This is a genomic window from Flagellimonas sp. (genome assembly GCF_965233845.1).
Taxonomy (GTDB): Bacteria; Bacteroidota; Bacteroidia; order Flavobacteriales; family Flavobacteriaceae; genus Flagellimonas.
In genome coordinates this window covers 2,600,652-2,619,012 of sequence record NZ_OZ247584.1, presented here as the reverse complement: position 1 = coordinate 2,619,012, position 18,361 = coordinate 2,600,652, and the positions used below count along the sequence as shown (strand labels likewise).

The following is an 18,361-nucleotide window of genomic DNA, read 5'->3' as shown; positions in this document are numbered from 1 at the left end:
CGCGAAAAAATAATTGTCAGAATAGGGTTTTAGCCTATAATAAGTGCGGCAGTTATGGCTGATGTGTATAATAAGCCTAAAAAGAAAAAAACGTTGAACCCAAAAAGACCAATAAAACCGGAAAGTGAAATACCATCAAGGTTTTTTCGAATTAACTTAAGTGTCGGTAGATCCTTACATCCTAAAATAATCAATGTTAGAACTCCAAAAAAGAAACGCCAAAATCCTGCTTCCATAAAATGGCTTCCTTCCATATTATTTGTGCAAGATGGAAATTTAACCCTAAAACAAAAGTGGCAATAATTAAATAAGAGGGAGCTCTCACAAAAAGTAATCTATAATTTTGCCCTTAATTTGCTTAGTGTAGAGTTGGTCATTCCCAAGTATGAAGCGACAGCCTTACTAGAAACACGAGATAGTAGTTTTGGTTCGTGTTCCATAACCCATCTAAGTTTGTCCATTCCATTCATTCCTAAAAAGCTATAAATACGCATTTGGGAATGAATAAATGCAAACTCAATAAATTTATTATAGACAGTTGCAAATTGGGTAATAGTAGCCGCTAACTTATAAAACTCCTTTCTTTGGATTACGAGCAATTCAGAAGGTTCTAAAGAGACCAAACAATCTCGAGAAGGTCTTTGTAAGATGAAGCTGGTGTTAGCAGATATGATACTATCCTCTAAAGCAAAGTATCCGGTAATCTCATTTCCATTCGAATCTATTTCATAAAGCCTTAAACATCCTTTGTTAATAAAGTAAAAATGTTTGCATACCTGTCCAATATTACACAACATCTCATTTCTGACTGTATTTATAGGTTTAAAAGCTTTGACTACTTCTTGTAACTCCTTTTCTCCAATTTTTCCATGACTTTTCACGAATTTTTCTAATTGTTGATACACTGTACAACTATGTTTTTATGAATTTGGATTTCAAATGTAACCTTTGTTGATTGAGTAAAAGTTGTTATATGACAACCTTATTTAGAGATTTTGCACTTTTAATTTGTGACGGCTTACGACGGTCTCGCACAACCGTCAGTTACGGGTTTATATGCGTTAATTTTCGGTTTAAAACTGGCGTTAGCAATTCCGACCGCGCCCGAATGTGCCGTTCGGTACGGGCGGGGTGGATTCAAGCCTGTGCTGAGCAAAGTCGAAGTATAGTCGAATCCGCCGTAATTGCGGTTATACATTGTTGGCAGTTCGTTTTTTTTATCCAATTTCAAATATGTCATTAATAATTCGGTTGACTGTATTCTTTGTTCTTGGCACACTGTCGGTTTCCAGATATTTTTTCAGTCCGTTTGCAATTCTGTCCAGTTTTGGATTGTCCATAAGTTGTGGTCTTAATTCTCTCATCCAAGGTGACTGATTTAATCTTTCGCCTAGAGTTGTACAGAACATCGTAGCATCAAGAGCAACCAAACTCCAGGGTCGTCCCATTTCAAGCCACTTTTCAGCTCTTTCCCAAGTGAAATTCGAGCTAGCAGATAAATGTCCCCAATCTTGTGTCACATTTTTCACTCTATCCACGTTTTGTTCCACCCAATCTAAAACGGGTTCATATTTGAGAAAATTAAGTGGTGCCATAAATTCAGTCAAGTATCGATTCTCACATTCGTTCAGTTCGGAAGTGATTAATTCAAAAGCATCTTTAGTATCGTGCTTTTCAATTATTTCTTCCATTCGGATTTGAAAATTTTCTACTTTTTCTCTATCGTACATTTAGAGTGAGTTTAAATGACTGCCAACGGTCTCGGCTATGGCCTCGTGGCCAGCGCCAGTCAGTTTTTAGTTAATTGAAGTTAGGAAAAAATGGCCAAGCTATAGGCATGGGCTATAGCCATTGTTAGCTACTGTGCTTTTAAGTGTTATGATTTATTTTCACTATTAATTTTCTATTCGGACAAAGTATGTAAAAGTCAATATTTCCGACTCCGTAACTGTGCATATAATATTCATACGCATAATAGTTCCCTTTTTCATTGAGTAAGTCCTCTAATTCAAATTCCAACTCGTCAAGGGTGCTGTGAGCAAAGTCCAAAAACTTTTGCTCTTGTTTGTCAAATGGTGTTTCTTTCCAAAATTCAGGTTCCCAGTGATTCCTTAATTCCGTTCGTGGGTGTTTGGTAAAGAATTCCTCTTTTGGGTTTTTAAAATATTTTGCTGTTTTGTCGTCAATTTTATAAATCCAAATCGAATATCCATCTCCATTAAACGCTCTTTCCGTTTCGTATTCATAAATCAGGTCTCCGGCGTTAAATTCAAATCCAGTTAATTCGATATTATAGCTCCGTTCTTCAGCTTTTTCGATTGGATTCCAAAATAGATATGAGCCTGGTAGTAGTTTCCAATAAAAGCCTGGAATCAAAATTAGAATTAAAAGTATTAATGAAAGTCGATAAAGTTTTGGTTTGTCTTTTGTCTTAAGTGCTTTGAACATTTTCCACGCCAAAACAGGATAAGAAAGAACTATAATTAGGGTTAAGAACAGAAATAATAAAATCATCTATGAACTTTGTTCGGCATTGTAGCTAAAGGTCTCGGCTATGATTTCGTTGTGGAATCATCCGCAGGATTATTCCGCTTAGAAATCAGCCGTTGATTTATACTTTTATTTTGGTGTGGCACAAAACCACAATGAATTATAGCCAATGTTGTGTGTTCGTTTTTTATTCAGGTTTATGAGTTTTTAACCATTCATTATCATTTGCTTTCGTGGTATAATTCCATAAAAGTGTCCAATCTTGATTCAATTCTTTAGTTATCAAAATCACATTCCCATTTTTTGTTTTGTACTTATTTCCATAAAATTCAAGTACTTGAATTGTATTTTTAAATTCGATAGAATCCAATTCAGGTTCTCCAAAATATTTATGTTCATTATTCCCACTCAAATAATGAGGTTTATATTCAACATAGTTGTTTCCTGTACAAGAACTCAATCCAATTCCAATTAAAAATAGAATGCTTATTTTTTTTATTGATTTAAACATTTATTCTTTTTTTGGTTTGAGTTTTAATTCAAATTCGTTTGCGACTAATTCAATCACATCGTCATAAGTGTGGAAAATATAATGTTCGTGTGAATCTTTTAATTTAAAATTCTGTGAGCTTTTTACGAATCCATTTAATTTGTCAGAGTCAATAACCTTTTCAAAACTGGAACTATATTCTGTGTTTGAAAAAAAGTCTAATTCTGTTATTTTAAATTCCAAAATTCCTTTGAATGTTAACTCGTATGAAATCCATTTTTCGCTTTTAACATTTTCACAGAGCGAACCATTAAAATCTCCAATCAGTTTTACAGAATTAGTTCCGTCAAATTCAATTCCGTCCAAAAAGATTGCATCCCTTCCCCAAATTTTGCCTAATTCCTCTATTATTATTGGTTCGTTCATATTTTTCTCAAAATGACACACAACGGTTTGGCTATGCGCAGTGCGGAGTTTGAAAGCGGAGCTTTGGCGGGCTAAAAGCACCGAACTATCACCTAACTCCTCAGCCCGCATTGCGTATAGGTTTTGTTGTGTGCAGTTTTTCATTTTAAGTATTCTTCTATCTCTTTTTCATTCAAATCGATTCCTTTGAAATATCCTCTGTATGCGTTTTCAGGCACAGACAGTTCCCAAAGCTTTCCGTCAGATTTACATTTATAAATGAAACCTCCTTCCCATTCCTGTGCGCCATACTGATAAAATAGGAATTTCACTTTTGGCTTTGGTTCATAATGTGAAGTAGCTCCAATTGGCACAAATTCAGAGGTCATTTTGGTTTCGAACTCTTGAAACTCCATCTCAGAATGAAAAAGGTCGTGCCAATACTTGTCGCAAATAGAATTATGTCGGACAAATGAACGAGTGTTGTGATAATAGCTAGTCTTATCATCAGGTACAAATAACGAAACAAACCAAAGAATAGGCTGAATCAACAGTCCGAGAATGAATATTAATATTATTCCAATTGTCTTAATTAGGTTCATTTTTTAATTGCACACAACTCGTTTATATCCGCAATTTAGCCCAATTTATACGCATAACCTTTCCTTTTGGAGGGATATAACCTACTTTTCATCGAAAAAAATGTATTTTCACTATCCCAAATTTTAGCCCATAATGGAAGGTTATCCGCAACTTAACAAGTTTAGCACAATAATGGAGCTAAAGGGCTATAGCCCCAATACCATTTCAGCCTACGTTTCATCTTTAAAGCTCTTTCGTGTCCAAACCAAGGTTAAGTATTGGAATTCATTGTCCAATAAGGACATCATCAATGCTTGTTTCGGGTTTTTTGTAAAAAAGAAAATGTCCTATGCCTCACAAAAGCAAATGCTTGGAAGTTTGCGCCTTTTCTATAGAACAATGTTTGACAGGGAAATACCTTTGGATAATCTTAGGCCTACAAGGAAAGCATATAAACTGCCAGTGGTTCTTTCGCAAAACGAGGTTCAGCAAATGTTAAAAAGAACGGTCAATTTAAAGCATAAGGCAATGCTCTCTGTTTTATATGGACTGGGGTTAAGGAGTGGAGAGCTTTTGAACCTCAAAATTTATCATCTGGATGGTGAGCGCAATACAATCACCCTGTTCAACGCAAAGGGTAAAAAGGACAGGCAGGTTATGTTTCCTGTATCGCTTAAAAAACTGTTGCGACAGTACTATATTGAGTTCAGGCCCAGAACCTATCTTTTTGAAGGTCAAAATGGAAATCAATATACAGCAAGTAGTTTGTTGAGCGTGGTAAAATTAGCCGCTAAAAAAGCCGGGATAAACAAAAAGGTCACTGTACACACTTTACGGCATAGTTTTGCTACCCATTTAATGGAAAATGGTACAGATATTCGAATTATTCAAGCCCTTTTGGGGCATAATTCAATTAAGACAACCATGATCTATACCCATGTAAGTAATTCGCACATCAAATCCATCAAAAGTCCACTTGAAAATCTTATCCTTTAACAGGATATGGAAGATCACAAATATGGGATAAGGGCACTTCCAAAGCTTGGCTTATTCTAAAGAGCGTATGTATGGTGGCGTTGGTTCTTCCTTTTTCAATTCGGGAGATGTTCGTTGTATCAATTTGAGCTTCAATTTTTCCCACCAAGTCTACTTGCGTCCAGCCTTTTTCTTGTCGAATCCGTTTTACATTTCCACCAATAATTTTCAGCATTTCGGATTTTTCCATACTTGTCATATTTGACAAGTCAAGAAAAGCTTTATATTAGCTGTAGTTAATGCCATATATGACAAGTTTTATGAAATACAAACCATTAACCAAATCCCAAAAGAAACAGCTCTCCCATTTTATTAAAGAAGGCTATGGCTCCCCACAGGAGTTTGCCAAGGTACTGGACCGTAACCTGGAAATGCTCTTTTATATAGAGGAAGAAGTATTTACCCCGCGCGAAGTACAAAGTGTGGTCTCGGCGCTAAGGGGCATTGTAACCATCCTTAGAATGCGGGAAATTGAAAATTGAAAATGCAAAATTGAACTTGAGTTTGAGTTTGCACTTGAACTTCAACAATGGAATTTGGTATTTGGAGCTTGGCTCTTGGCTCTTGCAATTTGGTATTCGCCCATCACAAATGGCCTAGAAAACATTAAGATTGCCATAGATCCGCTCTTCCAAATCCTTGCGCACCCCCGCTTGCTGCGCATAGGTTTTCCAGGATTTTACAACCGCATTGATTTCCTCCAGGATACTTTTTCCCCTTTTAAGGTTGTTATCCTTGGCAATGGTCAAGAGGTCTTCCTTGGTGATGTCCAAACGCTTTCCATTTACACTCAGGGTCTGTTTGTTTACCCAGTGGTTGGTGGGGTCAAAGGAAAAGCAAAGATCGTAGGCCGGGGCCAGTCGCCATTCCCCATCTTTTTTTAAGATAAAGGAAAAATTCTTGGTGTGATCATCATAGTTGGTGGCCAAAACGTTAAAGGCCATTCTTCGGAACATTTGCTCCGCCTCTGGGTAGGTCAACCGCAATATGCGCATAGTTTGGAACAGCTGTTCATAGCTGTAGCCGTACATATCGTTAAAATCGTAGTGTTGTACCCCGCACAGCGATTGGATATGGTGTCGGGTGTTGCCCTCACGATCAAAACGCTGGGTCATAAAATGCGCCCTTCCGTTTTCTTGCAGCAATTGGCATTCGCTCATTTCAATACCGCAATCCTGGGCCATAAGATAATAGGCGTATTCCACGCGCCCCCAACCCGAGCTTTCGCCAAACTGGTCTCCGCTTACTCCATCCAGTTTAAGCAACCAATGTTCAAAACCTTTGGGCACATTGCCCTGTCCGGACCGTACCTCCCCAGTTTTTGGGTTATAGGCAATTACCGCCTTGGGGCGGGCACCCCCGGCTGAGGTCCCTATTTTTAGGATATCCATCATGGCCTTTTCGTCATCCTTGTTCAGTTGGGTCAAAAAGGTTTCGCGTTCGTTCAGCATTTTTTGGGCCACCTCCACTAGGCTGTCCAGTTCCAGGGCGTAGGTGTAGGCCCCGGTTTTAATTCGAGTAGGCTCAAACTCTAGCGCACCCATGCCCCTTGTGCCTATAAAGCATAGCTTTTCCACAGGGTTCATGCTGTTTTCGGGCCGCCCTTGCTGCGCAAGCCAGATATTGATCAGCTTGTTTCCGTATTTGTCCGGCAGGGCGTCGGATAGTAGGCCTGGCAATCCCTTAAAAGCGTCTTCAGTTTCGCCGCGGGCTTTCCGCAATTCTGGAAAACTGTGGATTCGGGAGCCTTGATCCAAAGGCATTTTTATGGGAGATAGGTCCCAACCTTTTTGGAGAAACTGGGGATCGTACTGGAAGTACCCCAGTTGTTGGGATTCGTCCCAGCGAATGGCACCCACCAGCTCGTTCCATATTTTAACCTCGGCCACATCTACCATCCTAAATCTTCTTTGTTGGGTTTAGGACTGGATTTACCACTGGCCCTTTGTCTTTGCTGTTTTTTGAGTTTGGCATACGCCAGAGGGCTTATTTCTTCTGAAACTTGAAAGGTATCCAGAACATAAAGACTGTTTAGGGCCCTTAGAATTTGGATGAGGCTCATTAAGGTAACAGGCTCACCATTCTCTATTTTACTGATGGTCCATCGATTGAGCCCAGCTTTATCTGCCAATTGGGCCTGTGAGGTATCTTGCTGCAACCGTAAACGCCTTATATAAAGCCCTAGTTGTTCCACTATGGCAGCGTCTGTCATGTGAGTCCAATTTATGTTGGTATTTTCCATCCTTATGTAAAAAAACCGCTTTAATGTTTGTATTTCCCAACAAAGATACAAAATTATACATAAATTTTCAAATCAAGATGTTGGTAAATACTATCAATATAGGTCTAAAATAGATTTAATGATGGGTTTTACCAACACATAGTAAGTGAAAATGCGATTTGATGAAATAAAATCAAAGCGGTAAAGAAGAAGTTGTTTACCTGTGAATGGTCTGTATCCGGTCCGGCCCTACGGAAACAATTTTGATCGGAACGTTCAATTCTTTTTCCAGAAAGTCGATATACGCGTTTAGGGCAGGAGGAAGGTCTTCCGCTTGGGTCAACTGGGTTAAATCCTTGGCCCAACCTTTCATTTCGGAATAAACGGGTGTTACGTTTTCACTTTCAATATTGTAGGGCAGGTGCTGGATTTCTTCGCCATTATATGTATACGCTGTACAGACCTTTAGTGTTTTAAAACCACTCAAAACATCCGCTTTCATCATCATCAACTCGGTAACCCCGTTGATTTGAACCGCGTATTTTAACGCTACTAAATCCAACCAACCACAACGTCTTGGTCTTCCTGTGGTAGCACCAAATTCGTTGCCCACACGGCCCATGGTCTCTCCGTCCTCGTCAAAAAGCTCGGTAGGGAAGGGGCCACTGCCCACACGGGTGGTGTACGCCTTAAAAATACCCAAAACACGACCAATCTTATTGGGGGCCACCCCCAATCCGGTACAAGCTCCGGCAGCCGTGGTATTACTGGAGGTCACAAAGGGATAGGTTCCAAAATCAATATCCAAAAGGGAGCCTTGGGCACCTTCGGCCAATATTTTCTTGCCCTCGGCCTGCGCTTTGAAGATAAACTCCTCGCTGTCTATAAAAGTGAGCTTTTTAAGCGTATCCACCGCTTCAAAAAACTCAGCTTCCAATTCGGCCAAATCGTATTGGATATCCACATTGTAGAACCCGATCATGGCCTCGTGCTTGTCTGCAAGGGTACGGTATTTCGTTTTCCAGGTATCAAATTCCAAATCCCCGACACGCATCCCGTTACGTCCGGTTTTGTCCATATAGGTAGGACCAATACCCTTAAGGGTAGATCCAATTTTGGCCTTGCCTTTAGCGGTTTCGGAAGCCGCATCCAACAAACGGTGGGTAGGTAAAATCAAATGGGCTTTTCTTGAAATCAGAAGCTTGGAGATAATATCAAGATTGAACTTTTCCAGATTGTCCAGCTCCTTTTTAAAGATTACTGGATCAATGACCACCCCGTTCCCAACAACGTTCACCGCATTTTTATGGAAAATTCCCGATGGAATGGTGTGCAGCACATGTTTTATACCATCAAACTCCAAGGTATGTCCTGCATTTGGACCGCCTTGAAAACGAGCTATAATATCATAATCCTTGGTAAGAACATCAACAATCTTTCCTTTTCCCTCGTCTCCCCATTGGAGTCCAAGCAATAAATCTACCATGAAATAGGTGGGTTAGTCAGTTAGGTTTTCTTCTTTGTTTCTGGTTCCGTAGAAATATAGAGAATGGTTGTTGATCTTGATGTCAAAAACCTCCTCAATGGTTTTTTTGATGGATTGGATTCGCGGGTCACAAAATTCAACAACTTCCCCTGTATCTGTTAAAATAACATGGTCGTGCTGGCGATCAAAATAGGACTTTTCGTATTGGGCCTGGTTTTTCCCAAACTGATGCTTGCGTACCAATTTGCAGTCCAATAGCAACTCAATGGTGTTGTAAAGGGTAGCTCGACTTACCCGATAGTTTTTGGTCTTCATTTTAATGTAGAGGGATTCCACATCAAAATGATCGTCACTATCATAGATTTCCTGAAGTATTGCGTAGCGCTCAGGTGTTTTTCGATGCCCTTTTTCCTCCAAAAAGGAAGTGAACACATTTTTTACAATTTCCTGGTTTTTATCGTTGCCCATAGCGTCTCACCAATGCTAAATGACAAAGGTACAGCTAAAAATTAAATTCTGGATACTTTGTCTATCCCCTCCACCTGTTTCAGGTGGTTGACCAATTTTTTAAGGATGTTGTTGTTTTTCACGACCAAGGTAATCTGACCCGTAAAAGTACCGCCATCAGCACTAAAGTTCAGGTTGCGCATATTCACGTGCAGGTTATCCGAGATGATGTTGGTAATCTCGTTTACCAATCCCAGATTGTCAATCCCCGTGATTCGGATGTCAGCCGTAAACTCTTCTTGCGAGGAATCTATCCATTTGGCCGACATGATCCGGTACGCATAATTGGATTGAAGCGAAATGGCATTGGGACAGCTTTTGGTGTGCACTTTTATGCCATCGTTTACGCTTAAAAATCCAAAAACGTCATCTCCCGGAATGGGATTACAGCATTGTGACAGTTTGTAGGGCAATTTTTCCTCTTCCTTGCCAAATACGAGCATATCGTACTTGGTGGTTATTTCATCCTTGTTCACATCCTTGGGAGTAGGGCTCCTTCGGATTTTGTTTTTGAAGAAATTCAAAAAAGCGTTGTGATAGGAAGATGCAAAGTCCTTGATGCGCTCATTGTCTATGACCCCAATTCCTACGCGATAAAAAAGGTCTAGACTGGTTTTTAGCTTAAAATAGGTCACCAATTTGTTCACGGTGTCCTCGTTCAAGTTGATTTTTTGGGATTTTAGCTTTCGTCTAAGCACTTCTTTCCCATCTGCCGCAATGCTCTTCTTTTCCTCACTTAAGGACGATTTGATCTTGGATCGCGCACGGGCCGTTTGGGCATAATCCAACCAACTTTGGTTAGGTTTGGCGCTTTCAGAGGTTATGATTTCCACCTGATCCCCACTTTGAAGCGTAGATCCCAGGGGAACCAATTTCCCATTCACCCGGGCACCTCGGGTCTTCATCCCTATTTCCGTATGGATGTGGAAGGCAAAATCCAAAGGGGTGGAACCCTTGGGCATGGATTTTAAATCCCCTTTTGGGGTAAATACAAAAATCTCCTTGGAATACAGATTAAGCTTGAATTCCTCCACAAAATCCACAGCATTTCCATTCGAGCCTTCAAGCGCTTTCTGTAAGCGGTTGAGCCAATCCTCAATACCTTGTTCTTTTTGTTCCCCATGCTTGTACTTAAAGTGGGCCGCGTACCCTTTTTCGGCAATCTCGTGCATGCGTTCACTTCTGATCTGGACCTCTACCCATTTTCCTTTGGGCCCCATCACCGTAATGTGCAAGGCTTCATAACCAGTTGATTTTGGAGAAGTGATCCAATCGCGCAAACGAATGGGGTTGGGTGTGAAGTGGTCCGTAACAATGGAATAAATTTTCCAAGCCAGGAACTTTTCATTTTTTCGGTCGGATTTATAGATGATCCGAATGGCAAACTTGTCGTAGACCTCATCAAAAGATACGTTTTGGGCCTTCATCTTTCTCCGAATGGAGAAGATGGACTTCATCCGCCCCTTCACATCATAGTTCAAACCTTCCTTATCCAGGGAGTTTCTGATAACGTTTGTAAAATCATCAATATAGGCCTGCTGCTCTTCCTCTGTGTCCTCAATCTTGGCTTGAATATCGTTGTAGACCTCAGGTTCGGTATATTTTAAACTGAGGTCTTCCAGATGGGTCTTTATGTTATAGAGCCCAATCCTGTGGGCCAGGGGAGCGTAAATGTACAGGGTCTCCGAGGCAATTTTAACCTGTTTGTGCTCGGGCATGGAGTCCATGGTGAGCATATTGTGGTACCGGTCTGCAATTTTGATGATAATCACACGGACATCATCATGCAGGGTCAGCAGCATTTTTCTAAAGTTTTCTGCTTGCTGACTGATGTCTTTGTCCTTCTTGAGGTGTGCTATCTTGGTCAGTCCATCCACGATACGGGCGACGGTTTCCCCGAACATACGTTCAATGTCGTCCAAGGTATAGGGCGTATCTTCTACCACATCATGTAAAAGGGCAGAAGCAATGGAAACTGCGTCCAGCCCAATTTTGGAAGCTACAATTTTGGCTACGGCTATAGGATGGAAAATATAGGCCTCTCCCGACTTTCTACGTTGATCTTTGTGGGCGTCCACGGCAACGTCAAAAGCGGAGCGTATCAATTTCTTGTCCGCAGCGGTCAAGGTTTGATAACTGATACGAAGCAATTCCTTGTACTGCTTCGCGATCTCCTTGTTCTCTTTTTCTATAGCAGCCTCCGTCATATTAAATTAAAGTTAGCACAATCTTAATAGCTAACCAACAAAAATTATGCCTTTAAGTTTCTAATCCGTTCAATTAGAGGAGGGTGGGAATAATGCACAAACACGTACGCTGGATGGGGCGTGAGGTTGCTTAAATTGTTTTTGGAAAGCTTTTTTAAGGAGGTGACCAGCGGTGTAGCTGCAAATGTCATTTTGGCATAGTTATCTGCCTGAAACTCAAACTTTCTGGACAAATAGTTCATAGCCAATCCTGTAATTTCCGAGATGGGGCTATAGAGCAGCACAAAGCCGATCAAGCCAGCATGAAAACTTGGGGTTGACACCCCAATGGCCAATGAAATTTGAGGGTTATTGATGAAAAGGGATAAAATGAACAAGGTCAAACCGGTCAATAACAAGGAAACCACCAAATTGAAAATAACGTGCTTGCGTTTGTAATGACCGACCTCATGGGCCAACACGGCCACGATCTCTTCCTCGCTCAAATCATTGATCAAGGTGTCGAACAAGGTAATCCGCTTTTCCCGCCCAAATCCGCTAAAATAGGCATTCGCCTTGGTTGACCGTTTGGAACCATCGATCACAAAAATGTTTTGAAGTTCAAACCCCACATGCTTGGCATAGCGTTCTATGGCTTCTTTTAGACTTCCTTCCGAGAGTGGGGTCTGTTTATTGAACAAAGGCACAATTAGTTTGCTATAGAACAAGTTCATGAACAGAATGACCACAGCAGCCATAATCCATGTGTACAACCAAAAATTGGGGCCTGTCCACTGATAAAACAAAATGAACAGGGATAGGATGCCCCCTCCAAAAATAGCTGTGAGCGCCCCGGCTTTAAGCTTGTCCAGGAAAAAGAGCTTTTTGGTGGTTTTATTAAAACCATACTGCTCTTCGATCACAAAAGTTTGATAGTAAGAAAATGGCGCACTTAGAATGCTGCTCCCCACTACAATCAGACCAAAGAACACCAAGGCCATGACAATGGGATTGTCCGATATGGAACGTGTTAGTTGGTCCAACCACTCAAATCCGTTCAACAATAAAAAAACCAAGGTCACCAATAAGGAAAACCCGTCTGATAAACTGCCAAATCTATAATTGGTTCGCTTATATTGCTGGGATTTTTGGTACTCCTCCCCATCAAAAACATCTTGGAGTTCTTCTGGAACTTCAGATTCAAATCTCTTGGCATTCAAGTATTCCAAAAGTTGATGGATAAGGTATTGCACCACCAAAATGAAGATGATGACATAAAACAGTGTAGTTTTTTCCATAGGCTAGTATCCGCGTTGCCGCTTGGCTTCAAATATAAGTATTGCCGCGGACACGGAAACGTTCATGGAGTCAATTTCGCCTTGCATGGGAATTATAATGTTTTGGTCCGAATGCTGGAGCCATGTATCGGACAAACCGGTAGCCTCGGTTCCAACCACAATGGCCGACGCATCCTCAAAATTACATTCCACATAGTTCTTGGAGGCCGTAAGTGCTGCACAGAAAATGGAAATGTTCTTCTTCTTCAAAAACTCCAGAATTTCCGTGGAGTTCCCCAAGCCAATTTGGGTGGTAAACACGCATCCTACGCTGGATCGGATAATGTTGGGATTATAAAGGTCGGAGCGGGGATTGGCAATCAATACAGCATCGATATTCGCTGCATCCGCAGTACGCAACAAGGCACCAATGTTCCCTGGTTTTTCGGGAGCTTCAGCAACTAAAACCAAAGGCCTTGAGTTTTTAAACTGCAGATTTTCCAGTAGATGCCCCTTACTCTCAACAACCGCTAAAACCCCCTCGGTTGTCCCTCTATGGGCCAGTTTTTCGTAAACTGATTTGGAAAGTTGGATGTATTCGATGGTTGGATTTCTGGATATCGGATGGCTAGAAAAATCGGAAGCAATTTCGGGGTTGTACAGTAGTGTTTTTATCGTATAACCACCCTTTTGGGCCAGCTCAATTTCGCGAACTCCCTCCACTACAAAAAGGCCTGTTTTCTTTCGTTCCCGGGATTTTTCCTTTAGGAGCAGTACCTTCTTTATCAAAGGATTTTGGGTACTACTGATGGATTTGACTTCGTTCACCCCACAAAAATACATATTCTTGTAATCTCATCGGATAGCTTCCGACCAAGCATGAAATTGACCAAAAATAGAAAATGAAAAGAATAGTTCTCTTGGCAATGATTCTAATTGTTGCCTCCTGTAAACCGACTTCAAAAGAAGAAAAAAGTGTTGAAAATGTGCATGTTGAAACTGAAGTTACTACTTCGAAGTACCCTAAAATACTTGATGCTGTTTTTACTGCCCATGGTGGCTTAAAGACATGGAAAGCCCAACGCACATTGACCTTTGAAATGCCCAAAAGCGAATCAAGTGAAACGCATACCGTAGATTTATGGTCGCGCAAAGATCGTGTGGATACCCCGAACTTATCCATGGGTTCTGATGGCAGCCAGGTTTGGCTGTTAGATCCTGATAAAAGCTACGAGGGGGATCCCGTGTTTTACCACAATCTTATGTTTTACTTCTATGCCATGCCTTTTGTTTTGGCGGATGACGGTATAGTTTATCATGAAACGGATGATTTGGTGTATGAACAAAAAAGTTACCCTGGAATCCGTATTGCCTATAATTCAGGTGTGGGAACCTCGCCCAAGGATGAATATTTTATCCATATGGACCCTGATACTGGTCAAATGGCTTGGTTGGGGTATACCGTGACTTATAGAACGGGGGAAATATCAGAAAACGTTAAGTGGATTCGATATGATGATTGGCAGAACGTAGAAGGGCTGGTCCTTCCTAAATCCATTACATGGTATAACTATGAGGGCCCCAAAATTCTCGATGCCCGAAGTACGGTTAATTTTGAAAACGTGAGCTTGGCTAAAGAGGCAAAACCCAACGACTTTTATGCGAAACCGGAGCAGTCCGTTGTTGTGGAACCCAAGAAGTATGACTAGCAAGCTTAGACTTAAAATCCGTATTTGCTATGGTAGCTGATCAGTAAGCCTACCACGGAATTATAGCTCTCAATTCCCTCCTCTTGATTATTGACTTTGAGGAAGGTGTTGAAGATAGATTTGAAAACGGGTTCCAGGGGATTTTCATAGCGCTCCCAAAACTCACGGACTTCTTTGTAATTTTTTTTGACTCCAGGATTTAATCCTGATGCCAATTGCTTGAAAGTGTCCTCATCTTTTCGGGCCAAATCGGATAGACAATAGCCCAAGGCATGCGAATATGCCGTATACTTAAAATAGGAATCTTCGTTTTTAGCCGAAACCAAAAAACCAATGAAATTGGTGGCATCCTCGGCTGAATATCCCAATTGATGACCTATCTCATGTCCACTTACCGTTGGCATTCGATATATGGGAGTGATCCCATTCACCTGCGCCTCGTTGGAAAAAGGATTGAGGTAACCCCCATAGCCCATATAACTTAGCGGAATACTGAATATGGAAGATTTGATGCTTTTGCTTTTATATTCAAGATAGGGGTACTCGTTCTTTAATTGGTCATAACCTTTTTGGGTCATATCAAACACTTCCTTGCGGTCATAGGGAACTTTTACAGCGGTTATGCTATCCCCTGTAATCTGTTCTTGAAAGTGGTTGGATTGGTCAATCAGATACTGCGTGAAGTCCACCAACTGGTCTTGGGTGTATTCCCTTTCAATGCCCAGTTTCCAAGTAATAGGTTGTCTGTAGTAATTCATTCCCCAAAGCAGATGAAATACAAAATATACTATGGATAGAACCACTACGATATCCTTTAGGAAAAGCAGGGGCTTCTGCCTAATGTTCTTCCAATTTCGGTAGAGATATCTTATGACCAGAACAATGAGGGTCAGATACAGGAGGTCACCAAAAGAGAAAGGAATCCAACCAAATAGTAGTCGTAGGAACCTGGAAATAGGTGGATAAATACCCTCGCTATAATAGCGCTCAACCCAATTGGGATAACTTCCAATCCACTTGACCAAAATAATTTGAAGGGGTAGGGCAAGGGCAATAAAAGTTTTGACTTTGGGTCGCATAGCGTTCGGATACGAGAAACAAGGCCTCTAAACTACTTCTAAATTTTTAGAATTTATATTGAGGGGAGGAGTCTTAACAAAGCTTTGTGCAAAAACAAAAAAAGCCGAACATAGGTTCGGCTTGGTTCAATAGTATTAAAGCTATTATTCCTGGATTCCGGTAATCTCCAAGTCAAAAATCAAATCGGAATTAGGTGGGATGGGACCACCGCCTTGGGCGCCATATCCTAAATGTGGTGGGATAAACACACGTATTTTATCACCCACTTTCATAGTCTGCAACCCTTCTTTGAATCCTGGAATTAGTCTGGCTTCAGGGCTATAATCCATAGGAGTTGGGAAATAACCACCACCTTGCTTCCTTCTTAAGTCAAACTTGTTGAATTTGGTGGCTATTTCTTCATAATTGCTATCAAACAAAAGTCCGCTGGGTAACCATCCCGCATACATCACCAACACCTTTTGTCCAACTTTAGGTTGCTCTCCGTCCCCTTGGGTCAAGGACAGAATTTTAAGTCCCGAAGGCAGTTCCTCGGCTTGCGCTTTTTGACTTTCAAATTCAGCGGCGTAATCAGCCTTCATTTTTTCAAAAGCGGCTACTGCAGCTTCTTCCTCGGCAAAATAATCCGTCATGATTTGAACAGCATCGAAGTTTTTGGCTTCCTTGCCATTGCGTACAATTTCCACCTTGTTCATCACTACATCGTCATTGGGTTTGTTGCTTTGCGGAGCCACGGCCACATTGGCTATGGTATCCACCACGTCAATTCCACTTACCACCTCACCAAATACGGTATGTCTGCCATCCAGCCACGGGGTTTCTTTATGCGTTATAAAAAACTGACTCCCGTTGGTCTTTGGGCCTGAGTTGGCCATGGACAGAATTCCCTTTTTAGAATGCTTAAGAGAGTCGTTGAATTCATCCTTGAACTTGTATCCAGGATTACCCCGACCGGTTCCCATGGGGTCACCGCCCTGAATCATAAAATCTTTCATGACCCTATGGAAAATCAAGCCATCATAGAATTTTTTGTTTTTTAGACTATCGGACACAAAGGGACTATTTCCTTCTGCCAAAGAAACAAAATTGGCCACGGTAACAGGGGTCTTCTCATGCTCCAATTTTACAATGATATCTCCTTTGTTGGTTTGGATATCAGCAAAAATGCCATCTCCCAAATCGGTATACTTGCTGGATTTGCAGGCAAGCAAAACCATGGAAAATAGCGTCATTAATACTAGGGATCGTTTCATGGTATTATGGTTTTAGATTTAGACTATCTTGATTAATAATGATTGTATGTAATTCTATGGTCGACTTCAAGGGGGTTCTTGGGCCTATTCTGTCACCATCGCCATGATAGCCATAGGCCTGCAGGGATGGAAATATGAAGGTCGCCTTTTCATTGATTTTGAGCAGTTTCACCGCATTTTGAAGTCCAGTGAACAATTGTTCTTTGTCCACTACGTAAGATGTTGGTCCAATTTCCTGGGCCGTATAAATCGTATCGTTGTCCAAACTACGCAAATCATACGAAAACAGAATCTGGTCATTGGTTTTGGGCAAATATCGCGAGCTGTCATTTTTGGCATCAAAATAGTACCAAAACCCACTGGGGCTAGCCATATACTCATGCAGCGAATCCCTTTCAATAATTTTCTGGATGATGGTTTCTTCTTGGGCCAAAAGGGTCTTGTTCCGCTCCACAGATTCCTTAAAAAAACTACCGGATTTTACTTTAACGGGCTTTCGCGGTTCTGGACCACCACAGCTCATTAAAACTAAAATCAATATGGAAGACCAAATTGCTTTCATGGGTTTAATTCCTTTCGGTAAGTCTTTAGAATCAAGTTGAATTTATCAATGGTTTCCTCCATACTTAGCTCACTGCGCCCTCCGGCTGCATTGTCATGCCCTCCTCCGTGAAAATGCTCTCGGGCAAATTGGTTCACGGAGAAATCCCCTATAGATCGGAACGAGATTTTGATGATACCCTCTTCCTTGTTTTCGATAAAGATGGCGGCAAAATTGATTCCTTCAAGGGTAAGCCCGTAGTTCACGAACCCCTCAGTGTCCCCTTTTTTGAAATCGTATTGATCCAACTCTTCCTGGCTAAGGGTGATATAGGCGGTTTTTAATTCCGGGAGAATGACCATATTACGCAAGGCCGCGCCCAACAAATGTAAGCGGGAGGGGGAGTTGGTATCAAAAACCTTCTGGTGGATCTCCATATTGGACGCCCCTTTGTCCATAAGATCTGCCACCACCCTGTGCGTTCTACTGGAGGTGGTGCGATACTTAAACGAACCGGTGTCTGTCATGATTCCAGTATACAAATTGGTCGCAATTTCTGGCGTAATGCTGTCCAATGCTCCCAAAAATTCTATAAAATTATACACCATCTCACAAGTGGAACTCATGTTCACATCCGAATAAGTAACCTTAGCGTAGCCATTGGGTTGTTGATGGTGATCGATCATTATGAAATCAGCATTCTTTTCCTTTAAAGGAGTTTCCAACTGCCCAGTACGGGATAAATCGTTAAAATCCAAAGTAAAGACTACCGTAGCCTCTTCAAGAACCTTTTTGGCCTGACTGTTTTCCCTTTCATAATTTAAAATGCTGTCACAACCGGGCATCCATTTTAGAAATTTAGGAAAATCGTTGGGTGCCACCACTGTGGCCTTATGACCTTTGTCCTTCAGAAAAAAACAAAGGGCCAAACAGGAGCCAATGGCATCTCCATCAGGATTTTTATGGGGTATAATTGCGATGTTTTGGGGCTGGGAAAGAATCGACTTAACGGTCGTGATATCCTCTAAATTCATGCGCCCAAAGATACAATAATATAATATAGAGGTATGCTATGATGCTTTATTTTTGTCCCAGTTCA

The 18,361-nt window shown here is 41.2% G+C and carries 22 protein-coding genes; 4 read left to right on the top strand and 18 right to left on the bottom strand.

Annotation, left to right across the window (positions count from 1 at the left end; genetic code table 11):
- Positions 1-54: 54 nt before the first annotated feature.
- Positions 55-303, top strand: a complete 249-nt coding sequence (locus tag ACO6S0_RS11495) for a hypothetical protein (protein ID WP_422348523.1) — start codon at positions 55-57, stop codon at positions 301-303.
- Positions 304-335: 32 nt separating this feature from the next.
- Here ACO6S0_RS11495 and ACO6S0_RS11490 read toward each other — a convergent pair whose 3' ends face one another.
- The 6 genes from ACO6S0_RS11490 to ACO6S0_RS11465 all read right to left on the bottom strand — a co-directional run bounded on the left by ACO6S0_RS11490 (position 336) and on the right by ACO6S0_RS11465 (position 3,987).
- The gene (locus ACO6S0_RS11490) at positions 336-905 is read right to left on the bottom strand and encodes a Crp/Fnr family transcriptional regulator (RefSeq protein ID WP_422348522.1); all 570 of its coding nucleotides are present in this window, start codon (positions 903-905) and stop codon (positions 336-338) included.
- Between the two features lie 312 nt (positions 906-1,217).
- Positions 1,218-1,730 carry a hypothetical protein gene (locus ACO6S0_RS11485; protein ID WP_422348521.1) on the bottom strand — a complete coding sequence of 171 codons (513 nt, stop codon included), beginning with the start codon at positions 1,728-1,730 and terminating at the stop codon, positions 1,218-1,220.
- A gap of 139 nt (positions 1,731-1,869) precedes the next feature.
- On the bottom strand, positions 1,870-2,514 hold the full coding sequence (locus ACO6S0_RS11480; protein WP_422348520.1) for a hypothetical protein: 645 nt from the start codon (positions 2,512-2,514) through the stop codon (positions 1,870-1,872).
- A 163-nt stretch (positions 2,515-2,677) separates the two neighbouring features.
- Entirely contained in the window at positions 2,678-3,001 is a 324-nt protein-coding gene (locus ACO6S0_RS11475; RefSeq protein ID WP_422348519.1) for a hypothetical protein, read from the bottom strand.
- Positions 3,002-3,517, bottom strand: a complete 516-nt coding sequence (locus ACO6S0_RS11470; protein ID WP_422348518.1) for a hypothetical protein — start codon at positions 3,515-3,517, stop codon at positions 3,002-3,004. It lies immediately after the preceding gene.
- Between the two features lie 29 nt (positions 3,518-3,546).
- Positions 3,547-3,987, bottom strand: a complete 441-nt coding sequence (locus ACO6S0_RS11465; protein ID WP_422348517.1) for a hypothetical protein — start codon at positions 3,985-3,987, stop codon at positions 3,547-3,549.
- Positions 3,988-4,120: 133 nt separating this feature from the next.
- Here ACO6S0_RS11465 and ACO6S0_RS11460 point away from each other — a divergent pair, with 133 nt between their 5' ends.
- Positions 4,121-4,963 carry a tyrosine-type recombinase/integrase gene (locus tag ACO6S0_RS11460; RefSeq protein WP_422348516.1) on the top strand — a complete coding sequence of 281 codons (843 nt, stop codon included), beginning with the start codon at positions 4,121-4,123 and terminating at the stop codon, positions 4,961-4,963.
- Here ACO6S0_RS11460 and ACO6S0_RS11455 read toward each other — a convergent pair.
- Positions 4,953-5,192 (bottom strand): helix-turn-helix domain-containing protein, encoded by a 240-nt coding sequence (locus tag ACO6S0_RS11455; protein WP_422348515.1) that lies wholly within the window; start codon positions 5,190-5,192, stop codon positions 4,953-4,955. The two genes, ACO6S0_RS11460 and ACO6S0_RS11455, sit on opposite strands and share 11 nt — an antisense overlap.
- A gap of 70 nt (positions 5,193-5,262) precedes the next feature.
- On the opposite strand from ACO6S0_RS11455, the gene ACO6S0_RS11450 reads away from it, so the two are divergent.
- Positions 5,263-5,484: a hypothetical protein gene (locus tag ACO6S0_RS11450; RefSeq protein ID WP_422348514.1), complete on the top strand. Its 222-nt coding sequence runs from the start codon at positions 5,263-5,265 to the stop codon at positions 5,482-5,484.
- Between the two features lie 114 nt (positions 5,485-5,598).
- Here the strand turns inward: ACO6S0_RS11450 and ACO6S0_RS11445 are convergent, their stop codons facing one another.
- The 7 genes from ACO6S0_RS11445 to ACO6S0_RS11415 form a co-directional block, all read right to left on the bottom strand.
- A complete protein-coding gene (locus ACO6S0_RS11445) occupies positions 5,599-6,900 on the bottom strand; it encodes a type II toxin-antitoxin system HipA family toxin (RefSeq protein ID WP_422348513.1) in 1,302 nt (433 codons plus the stop codon).
- The gene (locus ACO6S0_RS11440; RefSeq protein ID WP_422348512.1) at positions 6,894-7,214 is read right to left on the bottom strand and encodes a helix-turn-helix domain-containing protein; all 321 of its coding nucleotides are present in this window, start codon (positions 7,212-7,214) and stop codon (positions 6,894-6,896) included. Before ACO6S0_RS11440 ends, ACO6S0_RS11445 begins: the two co-directional genes overlap by 7 nt.
- A gap of 226 nt (positions 7,215-7,440) precedes the next feature.
- Entirely contained in the window at positions 7,441-8,709 is a 1,269-nt protein-coding gene (locus ACO6S0_RS11435; RefSeq protein ID WP_422348511.1) for an adenylosuccinate synthase, read from the bottom strand.
- Between the two features lie 12 nt (positions 8,710-8,721).
- A complete protein-coding gene (locus ACO6S0_RS11430) occupies positions 8,722-9,177 on the bottom strand; it encodes a Fur family transcriptional regulator (protein WP_420400260.1) in 456 nt (151 codons plus the stop codon).
- Between the two features lie 41 nt (positions 9,178-9,218).
- On the bottom strand, positions 9,219-11,423 hold the full coding sequence (locus tag ACO6S0_RS11425; protein WP_422348510.1) for a RelA/SpoT family protein: 2,205 nt from the start codon (positions 11,421-11,423) through the stop codon (positions 9,219-9,221).
- 44 nt (positions 11,424-11,467) lie between these two features.
- Positions 11,468-12,700, bottom strand: a complete 1,233-nt coding sequence (locus ACO6S0_RS11420) for a M48 family metallopeptidase (RefSeq protein ID WP_422348509.1) — start codon at positions 12,698-12,700, stop codon at positions 11,468-11,470.
- Between the two features lie 3 nt (positions 12,701-12,703).
- Positions 12,704-13,522 carry a TrmH family RNA methyltransferase gene (locus tag ACO6S0_RS11415; protein WP_422348508.1) on the bottom strand — a complete coding sequence of 273 codons (819 nt, stop codon included), beginning with the start codon at positions 13,520-13,522 and terminating at the stop codon, positions 12,704-12,706.
- Positions 13,523-13,581: 59 nt separating this feature from the next.
- Here ACO6S0_RS11415 and ACO6S0_RS11410 point away from each other — a divergent pair, with 59 nt between their 5' ends.
- Positions 13,582-14,388 carry a DUF6503 family protein gene (locus ACO6S0_RS11410; RefSeq protein ID WP_422348507.1) on the top strand — a complete coding sequence of 269 codons (807 nt, stop codon included), beginning with the start codon at positions 13,582-13,584 and terminating at the stop codon, positions 14,386-14,388.
- 11 nt (positions 14,389-14,399) lie between these two features.
- Here ACO6S0_RS11410 and ACO6S0_RS11405 read toward each other — a convergent pair whose 3' ends face one another.
- The 4 genes from ACO6S0_RS11405 to ACO6S0_RS11390 form a co-directional block, all read right to left on the bottom strand.
- Entirely contained in the window at positions 14,400-15,467 is a 1,068-nt protein-coding gene (locus ACO6S0_RS11405; protein ID WP_422348506.1) for a DUF3810 domain-containing protein, read from the bottom strand.
- A gap of 144 nt (positions 15,468-15,611) precedes the next feature.
- Positions 15,612-16,721, bottom strand: a complete 1,110-nt coding sequence (locus ACO6S0_RS11400) for a peptidylprolyl isomerase (RefSeq protein ID WP_422348505.1) — start codon at positions 16,719-16,721, stop codon at positions 15,612-15,614.
- A gap of 4 nt (positions 16,722-16,725) precedes the next feature.
- The gene (gene gldI / locus ACO6S0_RS11395) at positions 16,726-17,283 is read right to left on the bottom strand and encodes a gliding motility-associated peptidyl-prolyl isomerase GldI (protein ID WP_422348504.1); all 558 of its coding nucleotides are present in this window, start codon (positions 17,281-17,283) and stop codon (positions 16,726-16,728) included.
- Positions 17,280-18,296 (bottom strand): DHH family phosphoesterase, encoded by a 1,017-nt coding sequence (locus ACO6S0_RS11390; RefSeq protein ID WP_422348503.1) that lies wholly within the window; start codon positions 18,294-18,296, stop codon positions 17,280-17,282. The genes gldI and ACO6S0_RS11390 overlap by 4 nt, the downstream gene beginning before the upstream one ends.
- Positions 18,297-18,361 lie beyond the last annotated feature (65 nt).